The organism is Microvirga sp. BF8, from assembly GCF_059888585.1.
Genome location: NZ_CM187619.1, coordinates 3,318,912 through 3,333,497 on the forward strand (window position 1 = coordinate 3,318,912; position 14,586 = coordinate 3,333,497).

Below are 14,586 nucleotides of genomic sequence, written 5' to 3' on the forward strand. Positions count from 1 at the left end.
GACCCGCGTGCGGGCTGGAATCTCCTGTCCCTGACCATCGCCTTATCCCCTAATTGGACCACTTACTGGCGGCGAACCCGCCCCTTTCTTGTACAGCCTGAACGGAAGCTTCGTTCAGGCTCGGCTTCATTGTCTTATGGCGTTGCCTTCCAGGCCCGGGCATCCGCCTGAGCCTTCTCGATCGCCTCAGGCGTGCGGCCCGCTCGAAGTAGTTGCGCGCCTTCGCAAGATCCTTACCGACACCATTGCCGTCCCGATAGGAGAAGGCCAGAGCATTCAATGCTCCGATGTGACCTTGCTCGGCGGCCCTACTGTAAAGATCGAGCGCCTTTGGGAGGTCCTTGTCGCCGCCCTGGCCTTGGCCCAACAATCCGGCGCAGTTAAACTGTGAATCGGCATCACCGATATCGGCTGCTTTGCAGATCATCTCCCGGGCAGCTTTGTAATCCTGAAGCACGCCCTCGCCGCGGAATGCCATGAGACCGATACGGTTCATAGCCCTGGCGCTGCCCTTATCGGCAGCAGCTAGATATAGCAGACGTGCCTTTTCAGGATCGGCCTGCAAACCGACGCCCAGTTCCAGCATGCGCGCGAGATAGAAAGCCCCATCGGCCTTTCCGGCGCTATAGGCATCATTGAAGGACTTCAGGGCTGCCTCATAGTTCTTGGCATCCAGACTGGCGAGGCCGTCCTTAAGAGAATCACCACTTGGCGGGACGGGCGCTGTCGCCGGCGCGAGCTGAGCAGCCTGCGTAGCCGGCTTTTCCGCAGCAGATTTCGGAGTTGGCGGCCTCGTCTGCGCGACGGATACCGTCGCCATGGCAGTCAGAAAGGCCGTGCTCACAACAAGTCGCAAAGTCATACCAAGCATCCTCATTCATAAAAGCTTGACGGAAAGGGTGAGGTACGCCTCGGGAGACCGCCAGCTCTTCGGCTTGGTACCGCCGATGCGATAGACGGGCTCGCCGACACTGACATCCAAATTGACGCGACCGTGACGATAGCGGAGACCAATTCCCATACCGGCGCGTTCGAGATTCTTGTGATTGGCAATGTCACGTCCGGCGCCATAATCAGCGAACAGATAAGGCTGCAGCGCCTGCACTACATCAGCTAGGAATATCCAATCCTCTTTATCGCTGCCGAGGATCTCATCAACTGGCAGGGCCGGAGCAAACTCGCTTCTTACGATGAATCCACGATCGGCTCGCACGGCACTGTTGGTGAACCCGCGCACGGTAGAGACCGATCCAAGGACAATCTGATCGTCCGAGTAGAGAGGATACTTTGACCATTGCGCGTTGACGTCGATGCGCAGAACTCCGATATTGGCGATCGTTCTCACCAGGGAGACTTGCCCGTCGAACTTTAAAAAATTCGCGCGTGGGGCCGAGCGCTCAATGTCGGCGGGATCAGTTGCTGCACCCAAAATCGGAAATCCATGGTCGGCTCCCAATCCGTAGGTCAGTTGAACTGTCTCAAAAGTTCGCATTTCCGCAACTCCGATCCGTGCGTGAGTCACGGTCTGCGGCGTCAGGGACACACCGTTGATAAAGCGCTCGTTGTTACGCCAGTAAAGTGAGCCGTCCAGGTTGATCTGATGATCGCGGGCCCGGTAGAGCATGTAACCAAGGCTCGCTGAAGCCGTCCCGTCCCGCGAGAACATCTCAACACCTGGGGTTACTTCCGTCAGAGACTCCGAGTATCCTGCATCTAAAGAGAATGTTGCACGGCGGAATGGCAGGGAAACTGCACCACGGACCTCATTCGAATCGAGGCCCCCTGCATAGGAGATGCGCCACGCATCGTTCACGCCAATGAGGTTGTCTTTGACAAGGTCAACTTTGAACCGGTTTGGGATGGTCTTGCCGGAACCATTGATATCGGCTCCGTTAAGTTCATAACCCGCATTCACGCGGAAGGAATCGTCCTGATTGTTTTCAACCACCACATTTGAGGTGGCTGCTTGCTCTCCCGGTTCAAGTTTGATCTGCGATCGGCTCGAAGTAACCCGATTGATCTGATCGATTCCCTGTTGGATCGTGTCGATCTGAACGACATCGCCTGATGCAGTGATGAAGCTTGTCCAGACCTTTGGATCGGGTTCCATATTGCGTGGGAGAATCTGGAAACTATCCAGAGGATCATCAATCCGCTCAACAAGCTGCGAAATAGCTGTCAGGGTGCTCCAGGGCCCTTGTACGTCCCGAAGCCTGCTCCAAGCCTTGCTCCATCGCTCACGCATCGGCAAGGCTTCGTCCGCACGATTCTCTCGATAGATGATTTTAGCAACGTGTCCGGCGATGACATTGACGACCAAGACCTTCGAAGCCCGAAGATCCTGCTCCGGAAGGTAGCCTTGGGTGGTCACGAAGCCCTGATCACCATAAGCTTCGTTAATTGCACTCAAGATGGCCTTAACCTCCTCGTTGTCAATGCAACTGACTGCCAGCGGTATGAGTTTTGCTTTGAGAGGTGAAGGGTTGATCAGGACGATGCCGCGCACTTCAAGTCGTTTAACAGGGGTGCAACCCGCAGCATTGGTTCGTCGTTCAACGCGAGGACGCGTATTGAGCGCAAGTGTCATTCCCGCCGGATCTGGCTGTGGCGCACTGACGTCAGGTCTAGGAGCCCGTGTCGCCGGCAATTCTCGTGTTATTCCGGAGCATGGGAGAAGAACAGCCAGCAGCATGCACAGACTGAGGAGGGCCGGATGAGGCGTCCATGGACGTGGCCACTGTTGGGACATCACTTCAGCCACGACTGGAGCAGCCCTATATGGTGAAGTCCACCTGGAAATCGTGGCTGGTCTGCCTGGATTTGAATGATCCCTGCAGGGACTTCAGTCGCCACCTGACCACTTGCCGTCCCGCCGGACAGGAGCAAGGGATTTTCGCTGTCGATAATGACCTTGCCTGACGGAGCCAGAAAGCTGCCTCCAATAGGTGAGAGCGAGGCAAGCGCCATACTACGGGTGAACAGATTATAGAAGCCACCAGGGCGGTTTGCGAATGCCGGTGCGAACAGCGCCCGCCCCATCACGGTCTTTGCCGTGACGGAGAGGTTGCCGTAAGCGACGATCTCGCCGGTATTCTCAACTCTGCCCTCGGCCCTGATGTCCAGGCTTCCGGCGGCGTTGATCTTGCCGCCAAGGACCGTGATTTCGCTCGTTCCTCGGCTCCAGCAGACGATGCCACAATTTTTGGTGAGGTTGAGGCTGCCGGAATAGAAGCCCGTATTGGCGATGTTTTCGGCTTCGATAATGAGCGAACCGTCAAGGGCGTCGACCTCACCGGCATTTTCCACGCGCTGAGCCTGGATATCGACGGCTTCCCCAGCAATGTATCCAAGCTGGCCGGGGATACGGGTCGATCCTGCCTGGAAGGATTGGACGGCAATCTTGCTCTTCAGACTGAACAAGCGTCCCAGAAAGCCGGAGTGAAGTCTTTTTGCATACCTCAGCGCCGCTACCGGCTGGCCTCTGTCCGTCGTATTGGACAGAATACCCTTTGCCCGGATGATAGTCGTCGCATTCGAAAGAAGCCTGCTGGTATTGTTGACGAGATCTCTTCCCGATTGGACATAGAGATCGTCTTTCGAAGAGAAGGCAATGGCAAGGCGATTTGCATTCTCGCTCAGGAGTTCGATCCGCTTCTTGGCCTTCAGGGTCACGCCGCCCAGGGAAGCGCCATCATCTTCGTCTCGCTCGACTCCGGTAATGGCACCGTGAAGGGTGATGCCACCGCCATTCGCGAGAAGGGTCACGGCCCTTGTGATGGAGCTGAGCGTACTTTGACGGTCGTGGCGATTGAGGATCTCGATGTCCGCCGCGCCGATCCGAATGCTCTTTTCGGCTTTGATGGCAGCTCCTTTGGTTGTCACCTTGCCGCTAGCATCGATATGAAAATCGCCGATCGTGGCCTGCCCGCTGCCGGCATAACTGACGCCGACCCCTCTGGAATTTACTGCAACCGAGATGCGGCTCGCCGAGAGGGCTCCCTTCGGAGTAATATCGACCAAAGTGTCTCGTGCGTAACTATCCAAGTCGCGGCGAGTTGCAAGGGGCTGCAAGGTCACGAGAGGAGAGACGCTCGAATCGAGAGTCACCTCGGAATGTCCGGCCACCAGGGCGATATCGGCATTCGGACTGATATGGGTGTTGGCGACCTTCCCGTTGATCCTGATGCGTCCGGCAATGAGTTGCAGCGTCGTCATCGCCCCTGACAAGCCCGAGCCGGTCACAAGAATGGTACCCGCCCCAGTAGGCAGCACTGTGCTGAGAAGACCGTTGGCGCTCGTTTCAAACCGCGGCCGGCCACCGGAAAGCGCGACACCGCCGGTATTGATGAAGCGTCCGCCGTCAATCGTGATACCATTTGGATTGGCGATGACGACATGGGCACGCGAGCCGAGCACTTCCATCGGCCCATGAAGAAGGCTGCGCCGGGTCGAGGTGACTTCATTGATGATGGTCGTCGCGTTCACGCCGCGATTGTTCAGGCCAACACCGGCTGGCCTGACCGAGAACTCAGTATAGGTGTTATGGCTGATGCCGCTGGCATTGGCAGGCGCAATGGCGACCGTGGCTCGCCCGGATGATGAGGTCATGACAGCCGTTGCGGTCGTTTTATCAGGCACGACCTGAGCTAAGGCCGGGAACGTCCAAAGGACCAGCGTCAGAGGCATGAAGGTCGTACAGGCTTTCATGAGCGACCTTCCAGACGTGCAACCGCCTCGGCAAAGCCATTCAGTGAGACGTTGACGTCAACGGGAGCATTCTTGGCCATCCAGATGCGGAACTGCGCCTGCTTTCCTTTATGCAATTCCGTCCCGATCCGGCCGGAGATCGCAAAGCCGGCATGGCAGCCGGCAGTTGTGCAGGCCTCGATCAGCAGTTTGTAGGGTTTGCCTTCGCCGATGCTGACTTCAATGCCTGGAACCAGATAGCCTCCGAGCGGCACCGACACGATTGCGATAGGCGGTGCCTTCGGACCATCTCCTGGCATAAGCGTCATGAGAAAGACCGTTGCATCCGTTTCCTTGACAACCAGACGCTGAGTCGCCTTGCAGGAAGGCACGGTCGAGGCGGACAACTGCGCGCAGCTGATTTCCCAATCACCGAGCCGTTGAGGCTCAGACGCACTGGCAGCAAAACTATTGAAATAACCGAAATAGACGACGAAATGCATTGAGAGCCTAAGAGCCCACCCCGCCCTTCGATGGCCTGCCGTTGCGGAAAACAACCCACGCAGCGTCTCGCCCCAAGGAGCCAGCTCCTTGCAGAGGCGGTTACCAGCTGTGGGCTTTACGTGCAGAGACCCCAGTTGTTTATTAATTTTATAACATATCATATAGATTAGGATTATACGCCTGCAACCAGAGCGTCAATCCCTGAGCCTCCCGAAGCGATTTCGGTTGCTGCAGCTAGAGCGAATTTGGCTTGAACGGAATCGACCCGTCCGATTCAATGGTGGGGGGCGTGAGCAACAAGGCGCACCATGACTACACCACTCTCTCAAGATCTTCGCCAGCGGATTGCCAGGGCTGTCGAGAAGGGCAGCTCGATCCGTCAGGCTGCCGCGCGTTATGAGGTTAGCCCGTTGGCTGCCGTGAAGCTGATGCAGCGGGCGCGCGCGACTTCAGCGCCGGCAATGCAGAGTTCTCGGACAGTATCCAGCACCCGCGTCCTAAGGGTCTCGCGCTTAGGCTCATCCAGCGAGGCTCTGTAAAGACAGCGCCAACCAAAGCGCGGCCGCCCAAAACATCGGCAGTCATCCGCCCGCTAAGATCAGGTCTGGTGCCATTTATCAGATGCAGCGCCTACGCCGGCGACGATGACAACTTCCAGTGGGAGATCTTCGTAGAGGAACGCGGAAGTCTTCTTCTGCGTGGCTGTTTGGACTTCCTCGCCTAGCACACTAGAAGGCTTGTCGGCGATCAGAGCATTAGCCACATCCTGAGCCTTCAGGACTATTGCCCTGACGTTGCGTCCCTTGCCCCAAGCGAATCTCAGTAGGTTCGCGGCTACCTTAGCTAGCGTCAACATCATCGTTGCTCAGGGTTAGGCCCGCAATTCGCATAAGTGTCGCTACGTCGTTCAGGCGTTACCCACATTATGGCTGGACAGCATCTGATCGATCAGCCGCCAACGTCGTTGATCTTCCCTTGATCCATCAACCAATCGAAAAGCATGCGCTCTATCGCTTGTGTCATTCTTTGAACGCCATCAGGTCTGATCGCTGCCAAGTCCAACAATATCTTGAGACGTTCACCTTCCGTAAGATCGCGGAAGAAGCGAAGAAGAAGATAGCGATATCCCTCGTTCTCAAGGGACACCTGTCCAACTCCCTCAGTGTGGAGCGCTTGCACAAAATCGAGTGAGGGGCCCCGACGTCTCCTCTATGGCTGGCGATTGGGCTAACGCCCCGCCAGCCTCGACCGGGAGCTCAGCCTTCCGAAAGTTTGAGCCGCCAAGAACGCACCGTGGGCTGGCTGCACCCAGCCGCTTATCGTCAGCCTCGAACCGCGTTTGCTCCGGATTCCGCGCCCGCGTATGAACAACCATCGCAAGCGCATCGGAAGCCGATTCCCGCTCGAACGCGATGATATCGTAGCAATGGGTGAAGACTCCTCAGATTTGAATGTTACTGTGACGCCAGCTGCGAGCATGAGAACGTCTGCCGGCCTCTACTTCGGTAACCTGTGCTTTGGGGTCGTGCTCATGACCACATATCACCACACGGGCGCGGCCCTTGAAATACCGGAAACCTCGTTGCTATCCTTCATCCAGTAGAGCGGATGATGGATTAGCACAATGGCCTCTTCGCCATCCGCAGGAGGAATGGTGAACTGTCTTGCGCCAAGGATTAGCTCGAGCTCTTTGTCGTCCCCGGTACATAAAACAAGGACGAATTCATCCGAATGAACTTGATGGCTCGCCCAGGCGCGAGTTCAACGCGAAGATTGGTTGAGTATCGGCCATGAGGATCGAGCGGGCAGTCGTAACCCTCGCAGAATTGGGCATAGTCATGGAAGCGGGCGAATGGCGCACCCTGTCGATCTCATTACCGACGATCTTCTCGCAAATCTCGGAGCCGCCTGCTCAGATATCGTCGAGAATATATTCGGGGCCAACCGATAAGCGGTCGCGATCAACGTCGTAATTGCCAGAAGCATCATTTCCTTTTTTGCTTTACAGTTGGAGATCTTCGAACGCGCCAACCCATTGCGTGGCGGTTCAGTTCGATGCGGAAACTGGGAAGTGCGGCGTGGACGATCGCGTTGAATATTGGTGGGTCAGCTCCAATGCCGACATCCAGCCTGCCGAGGTGACGTTCCGGGGCGGGATTCCGATCCATATCCGCCTCATCGGCTCACGGGATATCCTCGCCGCTGCCGCCGTCGAGCTGCTGGAGAGGCTTCCGGCCGCTCCGAGGCCTGTCCTGGAGCGGCCTGAGATATCCGTACCGCAAGCGGGCTCGAAATCGATCCGCCTGGTCTGGCTCGTCGGGCTGATCGTCCTGATTCTGATCTACTGGTTCTCGGGCCAGCTTTTCGACGTCCTGAAATAGCGGAAAATCCCCAAGAGCTTCATGCGCCTGCGCTGCCGCGCCGGATTTGCTTCGGCGATCGGGCCTTTCCATGCCCCCGCCGGAGCGACTTCGGCGCTGGAACGATGCGGAGGGCTGAGCCGTTAGACCCGCTCATCGGCGAACGGGGGATGGGCCATGCGACACGTTATTGCTTTGGGTTGTGCTTTTCTGATCGGATCTGCCATGGTTCCCCTGGCCTCGGCATCCGCGACCGAGCGGAACGCCGCACCTGACCGGACCCAGTGGCAGCAGCACTTTCACAGCCGCGATCGGACCTATTTCCGCGAGCATCGTCTGCGCGCCTACCAACAATCCCGAACCGGGCTGCAACAGGGCGCGAATTGTGTCACGCCCAGGGGTGTGTGCTGGATCGCGCAGCCGACTGCGCAAGGCCGTTCCTGCACCTGCGAGAACCAGAACTTCGGCACGATCGAAGGTGTCGTCGGCGGGTGAGCGAAGGGCTGTTCAAGCTTACGCCAGGCCCACCGCTCGCGGCAGACGGAATGCGCGCCAAGTCTTATGACGCGCGATATTCCCGAACGGCATCGGCAGCCTGATAGCCCCAATAGGTCAGTTGCGCCGCGACCTTTCCGAACACGCCGCCATTCCACGACAGGCCGAAAGGTGAGAAGAGCTTATAGCGGTCGCTCTCGCCGCTCATGCCCTCGGCAATCACCGTTCCGCCGATCGCCGTGGTGTTCATGCCATGTCCGCCAAACGCGGTGCAGTACCACACGCCGGGCTGCAGCCGGCCGATCTGCGGCATGAGATGACGTGCATAGGACATGAGGCCTGACCACGCGACATCGACCTTCAAGGGAGAAAGCTGGGGATAGGTGCCGACCATCTCGCGCCGCAGAACGGCGGCGATGTCGCGAGGGTCCGTGACGCGTGTCGTGATGCGACCGCCCCACAGGATGCGATGCCCGTTCTCGACCGCGCGGTAATAATCGCTGGCCCGGCGATCATCCAGGATTGCAGCCGATGTCCGAATGGCGCTTCGCACGAGGTCGGGGGAACTCTCCGTGAGGAGCACATAGGTCGCAATCGGCAGGAACGCCTTGCGAAGGACCGGCAGAACGGCGCCGGTATAGCCGCCGGTCGAGAAGAGGACCTGATCCGCATCGATCCTGGCGCTCTCGGTGGAGATCCGCTTGCGCACTCCTTCCAGCGCCACCGACACGACAGGTGAGCCTTCGAAGACCTGCCCGCCGAGCCTGACGATTTCGCGGGCGAGTCCGCGGCCGTAGTTCAGGGGGTGGAAATGGAATGCATCCTCGTCGAGCACGCCCTCCCTGTACTTGGGAGACGCGAACATCATGGCCATCTCGTCTCGCGGCAGGTAGCGGAGGTTCAATCCGAACTTGCGTTCCTGACTGTCGCGCATGGCACGCAGGGCGCCGCGTGAATCGTAGCGAAGCGCTTTTACGATGCCGGGCACCGGCTGCGCATCCGACAGACCGAGATCGACGATGTTCCTGCGGACAATCTCGACCCCCTCCATGGAGAGGCGGTAAAGCTCTCGCGCCTGATGAGCTCCGACGCGTCGCTCGATGGCAGCCAGGCCCGTCGCATAGCCGGCGGAGACGAATCCGCCATTCCGCCCCGACGCGCCCCAGGCGACACGCTTGGCCTCGACGAGTGCAACCGAGCGGCCTGTGCGCGCGAGATGCAGTGCTGCCGTCAGTCCGGAAAGCCCCGCACCGATGACGCAGACATCTACGCTGATATTGCCTTGGGCGGTCGGATACGATTCAGGCGTGGAGAGGGTACGGCTGTAATAGCTGTCGATATGGGATGGGGTCATGGTTTGCTTGTAATGAGCTGTGGGGCGAAGTGAAAGGGCCTGTCATGGCGTGGTCGGCGGGTTGAGTTGGATGCGGCATTGCTGGAGACGGATCTTGAACAGCATGTCGTCAGGGGCCACCAGAACCAGCTCCTCGAGAAGTTTCGCCGCCCTTTCCCAGTCGCCCGCATCGCAGAGGGCGACCACCTTGTTCCACATGGGGAGAGTATCGAGCCGCTCCGGCGGAGCAGCCAGCTCCGGCTCGTCCGGAAGCTCCGCCCCGAGCAGTTCATGGACAGCCATCTCGGCATGGGCGCCCTCAGGAACCGTGCGATCCACGAACCGGAACAGAAAATCCTCGCCCGCCGCGGCGCGGACGTCCTCGCTTACGAGAATGGTGGTGCCATAACGCTTGTTGAGCTTCTCGAAGCGGGAGGCCATGTTCACGGTATGGCCGAGCGCCGTATAGTTCATCCGGTCGACCGACCCTACATTGCCGACCACGGCCTCACCGGTGTGAAGGCCGAAACGGGTTCTCATCGGTACTCCGCCTTCGGCGACGAACTCGGTGTTGAGCTTGTCGAGATGGCGTGACGCGCGAAGGGCGCCGAGGCAGGCGAGAGCCACATGATCCTCCCGCTTTTCCGGCGCGTTCCAGAAGGCCATGATGCTGTCACCGATATACTTGTCGATGGTCGCGCCGGAGCGGATCAACTCCCTGCCGATCTCGCTGAAATAGCGGGATGTCTTGCTCATCACCTGCTCGGGATCGAGAGCCTCCGCCATGGTGGTGAAGCCGGCGACGTCAGAGAAGAGCACCGTGACAGGCTGACGGATTCCGCCGAGGTCCGCGGAAAACCGGCGTCCGATGATGCCGCGCACGAGGGCGGTCGGCACGTAGCGCATGAAGTTGCTCAACGCCAGTTCGAGCGTGTCGATGGCGCGCGCGAGTTCGAGCACCTCGACAACGCGCGAGGGCGCGCGCCGCACATGCCCGAACTCGAACTTCATGATCCGTCGAATATCATCCGTCGCAGTCCGCAAAGGCAGAGCCAGCCGACGCGAGGCGAGAAGCACGATGAGCAGCGCGCCGATCACGGACGCGGCGCTGACGAGAAGCAGGGCGGACCTGATCTGCTCGGCGGGGCCTATCATCGTGCCATAGGGAATGGCGATGCCGATGATGAGATCGTCGAACCCCTCCCCGACCCCCTCCGCGTGGCCGAAATAGGCCTCGTTGCCAACGGTAAAGGAGAGGTTACGCCCCTGGCTGTTCCCCGCGCCCTGAAAGGCATGAAAGAGGCCGCTGAGGAGCGGCGACTTAAGGTCGTCGATCGTCAGGAGGCGGTTGGCGGCATTGGCCTGATGAAGCTGCCGTAGGGAGCCGCCGCGCGGATGGGCGATCAGCGTACCGGAGCGGTCGAACACGATCAGCTCGAGATCGGGGGGAAAGCGCAGCCGGTCGAGATATTGATCGAGGCTGGCGAGCGTCATGTCGATGCCGAAGACCGTATCCGCCCTTTGATGGGACTGGTGCGCGAGCGTGACGCCCGCCTCGGGAAGATTGGCAAAGCGATAAGGCGGAGTGAGGACCGTGCCCTGATTGGCTTGGCTCAAGGTGTACCAGGGTCGCTTGCGCGGATCGAAATCCGTCGGCTGAGCCGGGACGCGCCGCAGCTCGCGTCCGGCATCGTCGACAACCACCCACTCTACCGTTTGTCCCGCATCGGTCGGCTGGACGATCTGATAGGCGAGCGCCGCATTCTCAAGGCCTGGCCCAATCTCTGGCGGGCGGGCGCCATCAAGCGGCTGAACGAGGATGTGGCTGCCATCCCCCCGGCCGATGAACAGGCCCGTGGCGGCTGGAAGAAGCCGGTCGAGATCCTTGAGAACAGGCGTCAGGACGAGAGCGAGCTGGCCAAGGGGGAGATTGGGGTCGACAGTCAGGGAAACGGTATCGAGGACCGAACTGGCGACACGCAGCGTGCCAGCGATCTCATTGCGGACGCTGGCCGAAATGCGGGCGAAATCATCCTCTGCGTCACGCAGGGTCAGGGCCGTAAGCTGATGGTGGTTGTAGCCGATCAGGACGCCGGAAATGGCGAGCACGATGAGCGTGAACACAAGCGCGACGACCGCCTGAAGGGACCATAGAAATGTCTTGCGTCCCGCCTGGTCCGTCATTTTCGCCACCCGCGACCGAGCAGGTGGCTTCCCAGTCCTCGCAAGTCCCGATGCGGCCCGGAACCAGCCGGGACCGCATTCCCATATGGACGTGTCCCGGACAGCGTCAGCCCCTGTCGCCCGTCAGATCCGACGCGGCAAGGTAGATCCGGACGAGGGCCTCGCATCCTTTCCGGTCCGTGTCGTCGAACCGGTCCGGCAACGGGCTGTCCAGGTCGAGGACGCCGAGCACGCTTCCGCCCTTCAGCAGGGGCACCACCAATTCGGAACGGGACGCGCTGTCGCAGGCGATGTGCCCGGGGAAGGCATTTACATCCGCCACGACGATGGATGTCCTGCGCTCCACGGCGGTCCCGCAGACACCGCGCCCGACCGGAATGCGAATGCAGGCCGGCTTTCCCTGGAACGGTCCGAGGACGAGACCTGGCCCTCGCATGAAGTAGAACCCGGCCCAATTGAGATCGGGCAGCTGATCATAGATCAGCGCGGACATGTTGGCGGCATTGGCGATGGCATCCGGCTCGCCGTCCACCAGCCCCGAAAGCTGCTGGGCCAGGGATTCATAGATCTCCGACTTGCTGGCGGTCGTGGGCAGGGCTTTTGCTTCGAACATGGGAATCCCTTAGGAGGCCTGCTTTTCCTTGTCCAGAGCGGCCGACAGGGGGAGCATTCCTCAAACACGGTGGCAAAACAACCTTTCTTGTGAGAGGCGATTGCGTTCGCGACAGGAAGGGCTATTCCGAGCCTGCGGTGTTTTGTGGCGGGACAAGCGCCGCAATTTACTGGAAAATATCCCTGAAAGCACCATATTCTGATGATCCATCTTTCGCCGGCTCCCATGACTTCACATTATCGCCCCCCCTGCAAAGCATGCACCGGCTGCGACACGCGGCGGATGGCGGTCTGCTCCGCCCTGCAAGATGATGAGGTTGCGGAGCTCGAGCGCGCGATGAGCTTTGTCCGGCTGGAGCCCAATGACGCTTTGGTGGAGGAAGGAGAGCCACGTCGCCGGGTCTATACGCTGACATCCGGAATGCTGCGCCTCTCCCTGGCCCTGCCGGACGGACGACGCCAGATCACCGGCTTCCTGATGCCAGGGGATTATCTTGGCCTTGCCGACGACGAGACCTATGCCCAGACGGCGGAAGCGGTCGTGCCCTCCGGCCTGTGCTCCTTCTCGGTCAGCGACATGAACAGGCTCGAAGAGCGCTTTCCCCGCCTTCGGGACCGGCTTCATCTGATGACCCGCTCCGCCTTGAGGGAGGCGCGCGAGACCCAGATGATCCTCGGACGCCTCGCACCCTCCGAGAAGGTCGCTTCCTTTCTGCTGATCATGTCGAACCGGGCGGTTGCCCACGGACGACCGGCAAGCCCCATCCAGCTGCCGATGACGCGCACCGACATCGCCGATTATCTGGGATTGACCATTGAAACCGTGAGCCGGACCTTCACCAAGCTGAAGACGCAGGGCCTGATCCGGCTGCCAGACCCGCACTCGGTCGAGATCGCCGACAAGGGACGCCTTGCCTCCGTCGCGGGTATCACCATCAACTGACGCCGGGCCCGATCCTGGCCCCCGGGTTGGAAAACCCTGGTTGATCAGGATCAAAGCACACTTGTCGGACTGAGCGTATGCGTGCATCGAGGCCGGCTTTCAAGCCGGCACGAGCAGGACAACGCTCATGATCGACGCCCTCGTTCGCCGCTACGGCACTCTGCCGGTGCCGCGCTACACATCCTATCCCACCGCTGCCGAGTTCAGCGCGAGTGTGGGATCCAAAGAGCATGAGGGCTGGCTGCGCCGCCTCGATGCGCGCGACAGCGTATCCGTCTATCTGCATGTGCCCTATTGCCGCGAGCTCTGCCATTATTGCGGTTGCCACACGAAGGCCGTGCGGCGGGATGACGTGATCGAACGCTATCGGAATGCTCTGAAAGCCGAGATCGCTCTTGTCCGAAGCCATCTCTCGGAACCCCTGCGGGTGGCCCGGCTCCATTGGGGCGGAGGAACACCGAGTATCCTCGGCATCGACGGACTCAGGTCCGTTCTTGAGGCTCTCTCGCGCGCATCCTCCTTCGACAAGGGTTTCGAGCATGCAATCGAGCTCGATCCGCGCTACGTCGACAGTGCGCTGGCGGCGGGCCTCGCGAGGCTCGGCGTGAACCGAGCGAGCCTCGGCGTGCAGGACCTCGACAATACGGTTCAGGTCGCCATCGGCCGCGTACAGCCATTCGAGGTGGTGCAGAAAGCTGTAGAGATCCTGCGGGATCATGGCATCGAGCGGCTGAACCTCGATCTCATGTATGGCCTTCCCCGTCAGAGCATCGCATCGATCAAGGCTACCTGTGCCAAGGTTCTGTCCCTGGATCCCGATCGCGTCGCCTGCTACGGCTATGCCCATATGCCGCACCGCAGGGCCAACCAGCGGCTGATCGACGAGGCTGCCCTGCCCGGCTCCGAGGAGCGCTTCTTTCAAGCCCGTACCGTCGCGGAAGCCTTTACCAGGAACGGCTATGCCGCCATCGGCCTCGATCATTTCGCCCGTCCGGACGATCCGCTGGCCCTCGCCAGCCGGTCCGGTCTCCTGCACCGCAACTTTCAGGGCTACACGGATGACGATCGCCCGAACCTCGTAGCTTTCGGCGCCTCGGCGATCTCGCAGCTGCCGGACGGTTATGTCCAGAACGCAGCCGATATCGGCGCGTACATCCGCGCTACGGACGAGGAGCGTCTGGCGACCGCCCGTGGCTACCGGCTGACAGCGGACGACCGGGCCCGCGGCGCCATCATCGAGTCGCTGATGTGCAACTTCTCCGCCGACCTCAGCATCCTCGGCGATCACTCCCACTACATCGACGAACTCGCCCTGTTGCGCCCCTTGGTGGCGGACGGCGTGGTCACGCTCGGCGACCATTCCATTGCGATCACGGAGGCTGGCAGGCCCTTCGTGCGCCTTGCGGCGGCCGTCTTCGACCAATTTAGGGACGAGGACGCTTCGCGGTTCAGCGCGGCCTTGTAAGGCA

At 60.2% G+C, this 14,586-nt stretch carries 13 protein-coding genes; 4 read left to right on the top strand and 9 right to left on the bottom strand.

What is annotated here, in order from left to right; all coding sequences use genetic code 11:
* Positions 1-49: 49 nt before the first annotated feature.
* The 6 genes from AC522E_RS15765 to AC522E_RS15790 form a co-directional block, all read right to left on the bottom strand.
* Positions 50-862 carry a tetratricopeptide repeat protein gene (locus AC522E_RS15765; RefSeq protein WP_500747207.1) on the bottom strand — a complete coding sequence of 271 codons (813 nt, stop codon included), beginning with the start codon at positions 860-862 and terminating at the stop codon, positions 50-52.
* A gap of 15 nt (positions 863-877) precedes the next feature.
* Positions 878-2,587, bottom strand: a complete 1,710-nt coding sequence (locus AC522E_RS15770; protein ID WP_500747208.1) for a ShlB/FhaC/HecB family hemolysin secretion/activation protein — start codon at positions 2,585-2,587, stop codon at positions 878-880.
* A gap of 161 nt (positions 2,588-2,748) precedes the next feature.
* Positions 2,749-4,707, bottom strand: a complete 1,959-nt coding sequence (locus AC522E_RS15775; RefSeq protein ID WP_500747209.1) for a filamentous hemagglutinin N-terminal domain-containing protein — start codon at positions 4,705-4,707, stop codon at positions 2,749-2,751.
* Positions 4,704-5,189 carry an invasion associated locus B family protein gene (locus AC522E_RS15780; RefSeq protein ID WP_500747210.1) on the bottom strand — a complete coding sequence of 162 codons (486 nt, stop codon included), beginning with the start codon at positions 5,187-5,189 and terminating at the stop codon, positions 4,704-4,706. The genes AC522E_RS15775 and AC522E_RS15780 overlap by 4 nt, the downstream gene beginning before the upstream one ends.
* 599 nt (positions 5,190-5,788) lie before the next feature.
* Complete coding sequence (locus tag AC522E_RS15785; protein ID WP_500747211.1) at positions 5,789-6,049, bottom strand: hypothetical protein; 261 nt, start codon at positions 6,047-6,049, stop codon at positions 5,789-5,791.
* Positions 6,050-6,138: 89 nt separating this feature from the next.
* A complete protein-coding gene (locus AC522E_RS15790) occupies positions 6,139-6,336 on the bottom strand; it encodes a hypothetical protein (protein ID WP_500747212.1) in 198 nt (65 codons plus the stop codon).
* A gap of 932 nt (positions 6,337-7,268) precedes the next feature.
* On the opposite strand from AC522E_RS15790, the gene AC522E_RS15795 reads away from it, so the two are divergent.
* Entirely contained in the window at positions 7,269-7,571 is a 303-nt protein-coding gene (locus AC522E_RS15795; RefSeq protein WP_500747213.1) for a hypothetical protein, read from the top strand.
* A gap of 204 nt (positions 7,572-7,775) precedes the next feature.
* A complete protein-coding gene (locus AC522E_RS15800; RefSeq protein WP_500747214.1) occupies positions 7,776-8,045 on the top strand; it encodes a hypothetical protein in 270 nt (89 codons plus the stop codon).
* A gap of 64 nt (positions 8,046-8,109) precedes the next feature.
* On the opposite strand, the gene AC522E_RS15805 is transcribed toward AC522E_RS15800, so the two are convergent.
* The 3 genes from AC522E_RS15805 to AC522E_RS15815 all read right to left on the bottom strand — a co-directional run bounded on the left by AC522E_RS15805 (position 8,110) and on the right by AC522E_RS15815 (position 12,175).
* A complete protein-coding gene (locus AC522E_RS15805; RefSeq protein WP_500747215.1) occupies positions 8,110-9,399 on the bottom strand; it encodes an NAD(P)/FAD-dependent oxidoreductase in 1,290 nt (429 codons plus the stop codon).
* Between the two features lie 42 nt (positions 9,400-9,441).
* Entirely contained in the window at positions 9,442-11,562 is a 2,121-nt protein-coding gene (locus AC522E_RS15810) for an adenylate/guanylate cyclase domain-containing protein (protein WP_500747216.1), read from the bottom strand.
* Between the two features lie 106 nt (positions 11,563-11,668).
* The gene (locus AC522E_RS15815; protein WP_500747217.1) at positions 11,669-12,175 is read right to left on the bottom strand and encodes a GAF domain-containing protein; all 507 of its coding nucleotides are present in this window, start codon (positions 12,173-12,175) and stop codon (positions 11,669-11,671) included.
* A 225-nt stretch (positions 12,176-12,400) separates the two neighbouring features.
* On the opposite strand from AC522E_RS15815, the gene AC522E_RS15820 reads away from it, so the two are divergent.
* Both AC522E_RS15820 and hemN read left to right on the top strand, forming a co-directional pair.
* Positions 12,401-13,117: a Crp/Fnr family transcriptional regulator gene (locus AC522E_RS15820; RefSeq protein ID WP_500747218.1), complete on the top strand. Its 717-nt coding sequence runs from the start codon at positions 12,401-12,403 to the stop codon at positions 13,115-13,117.
* Positions 13,118-13,244: 127 nt separating this feature from the next.
* Entirely contained in the window at positions 13,245-14,582 is a 1,338-nt protein-coding gene (hemN, locus tag AC522E_RS15825; protein ID WP_500747219.1) for an oxygen-independent coproporphyrinogen III oxidase, read from the top strand.
* The last annotated feature ends 4 nt before the right edge of the window (positions 14,583-14,586 follow it).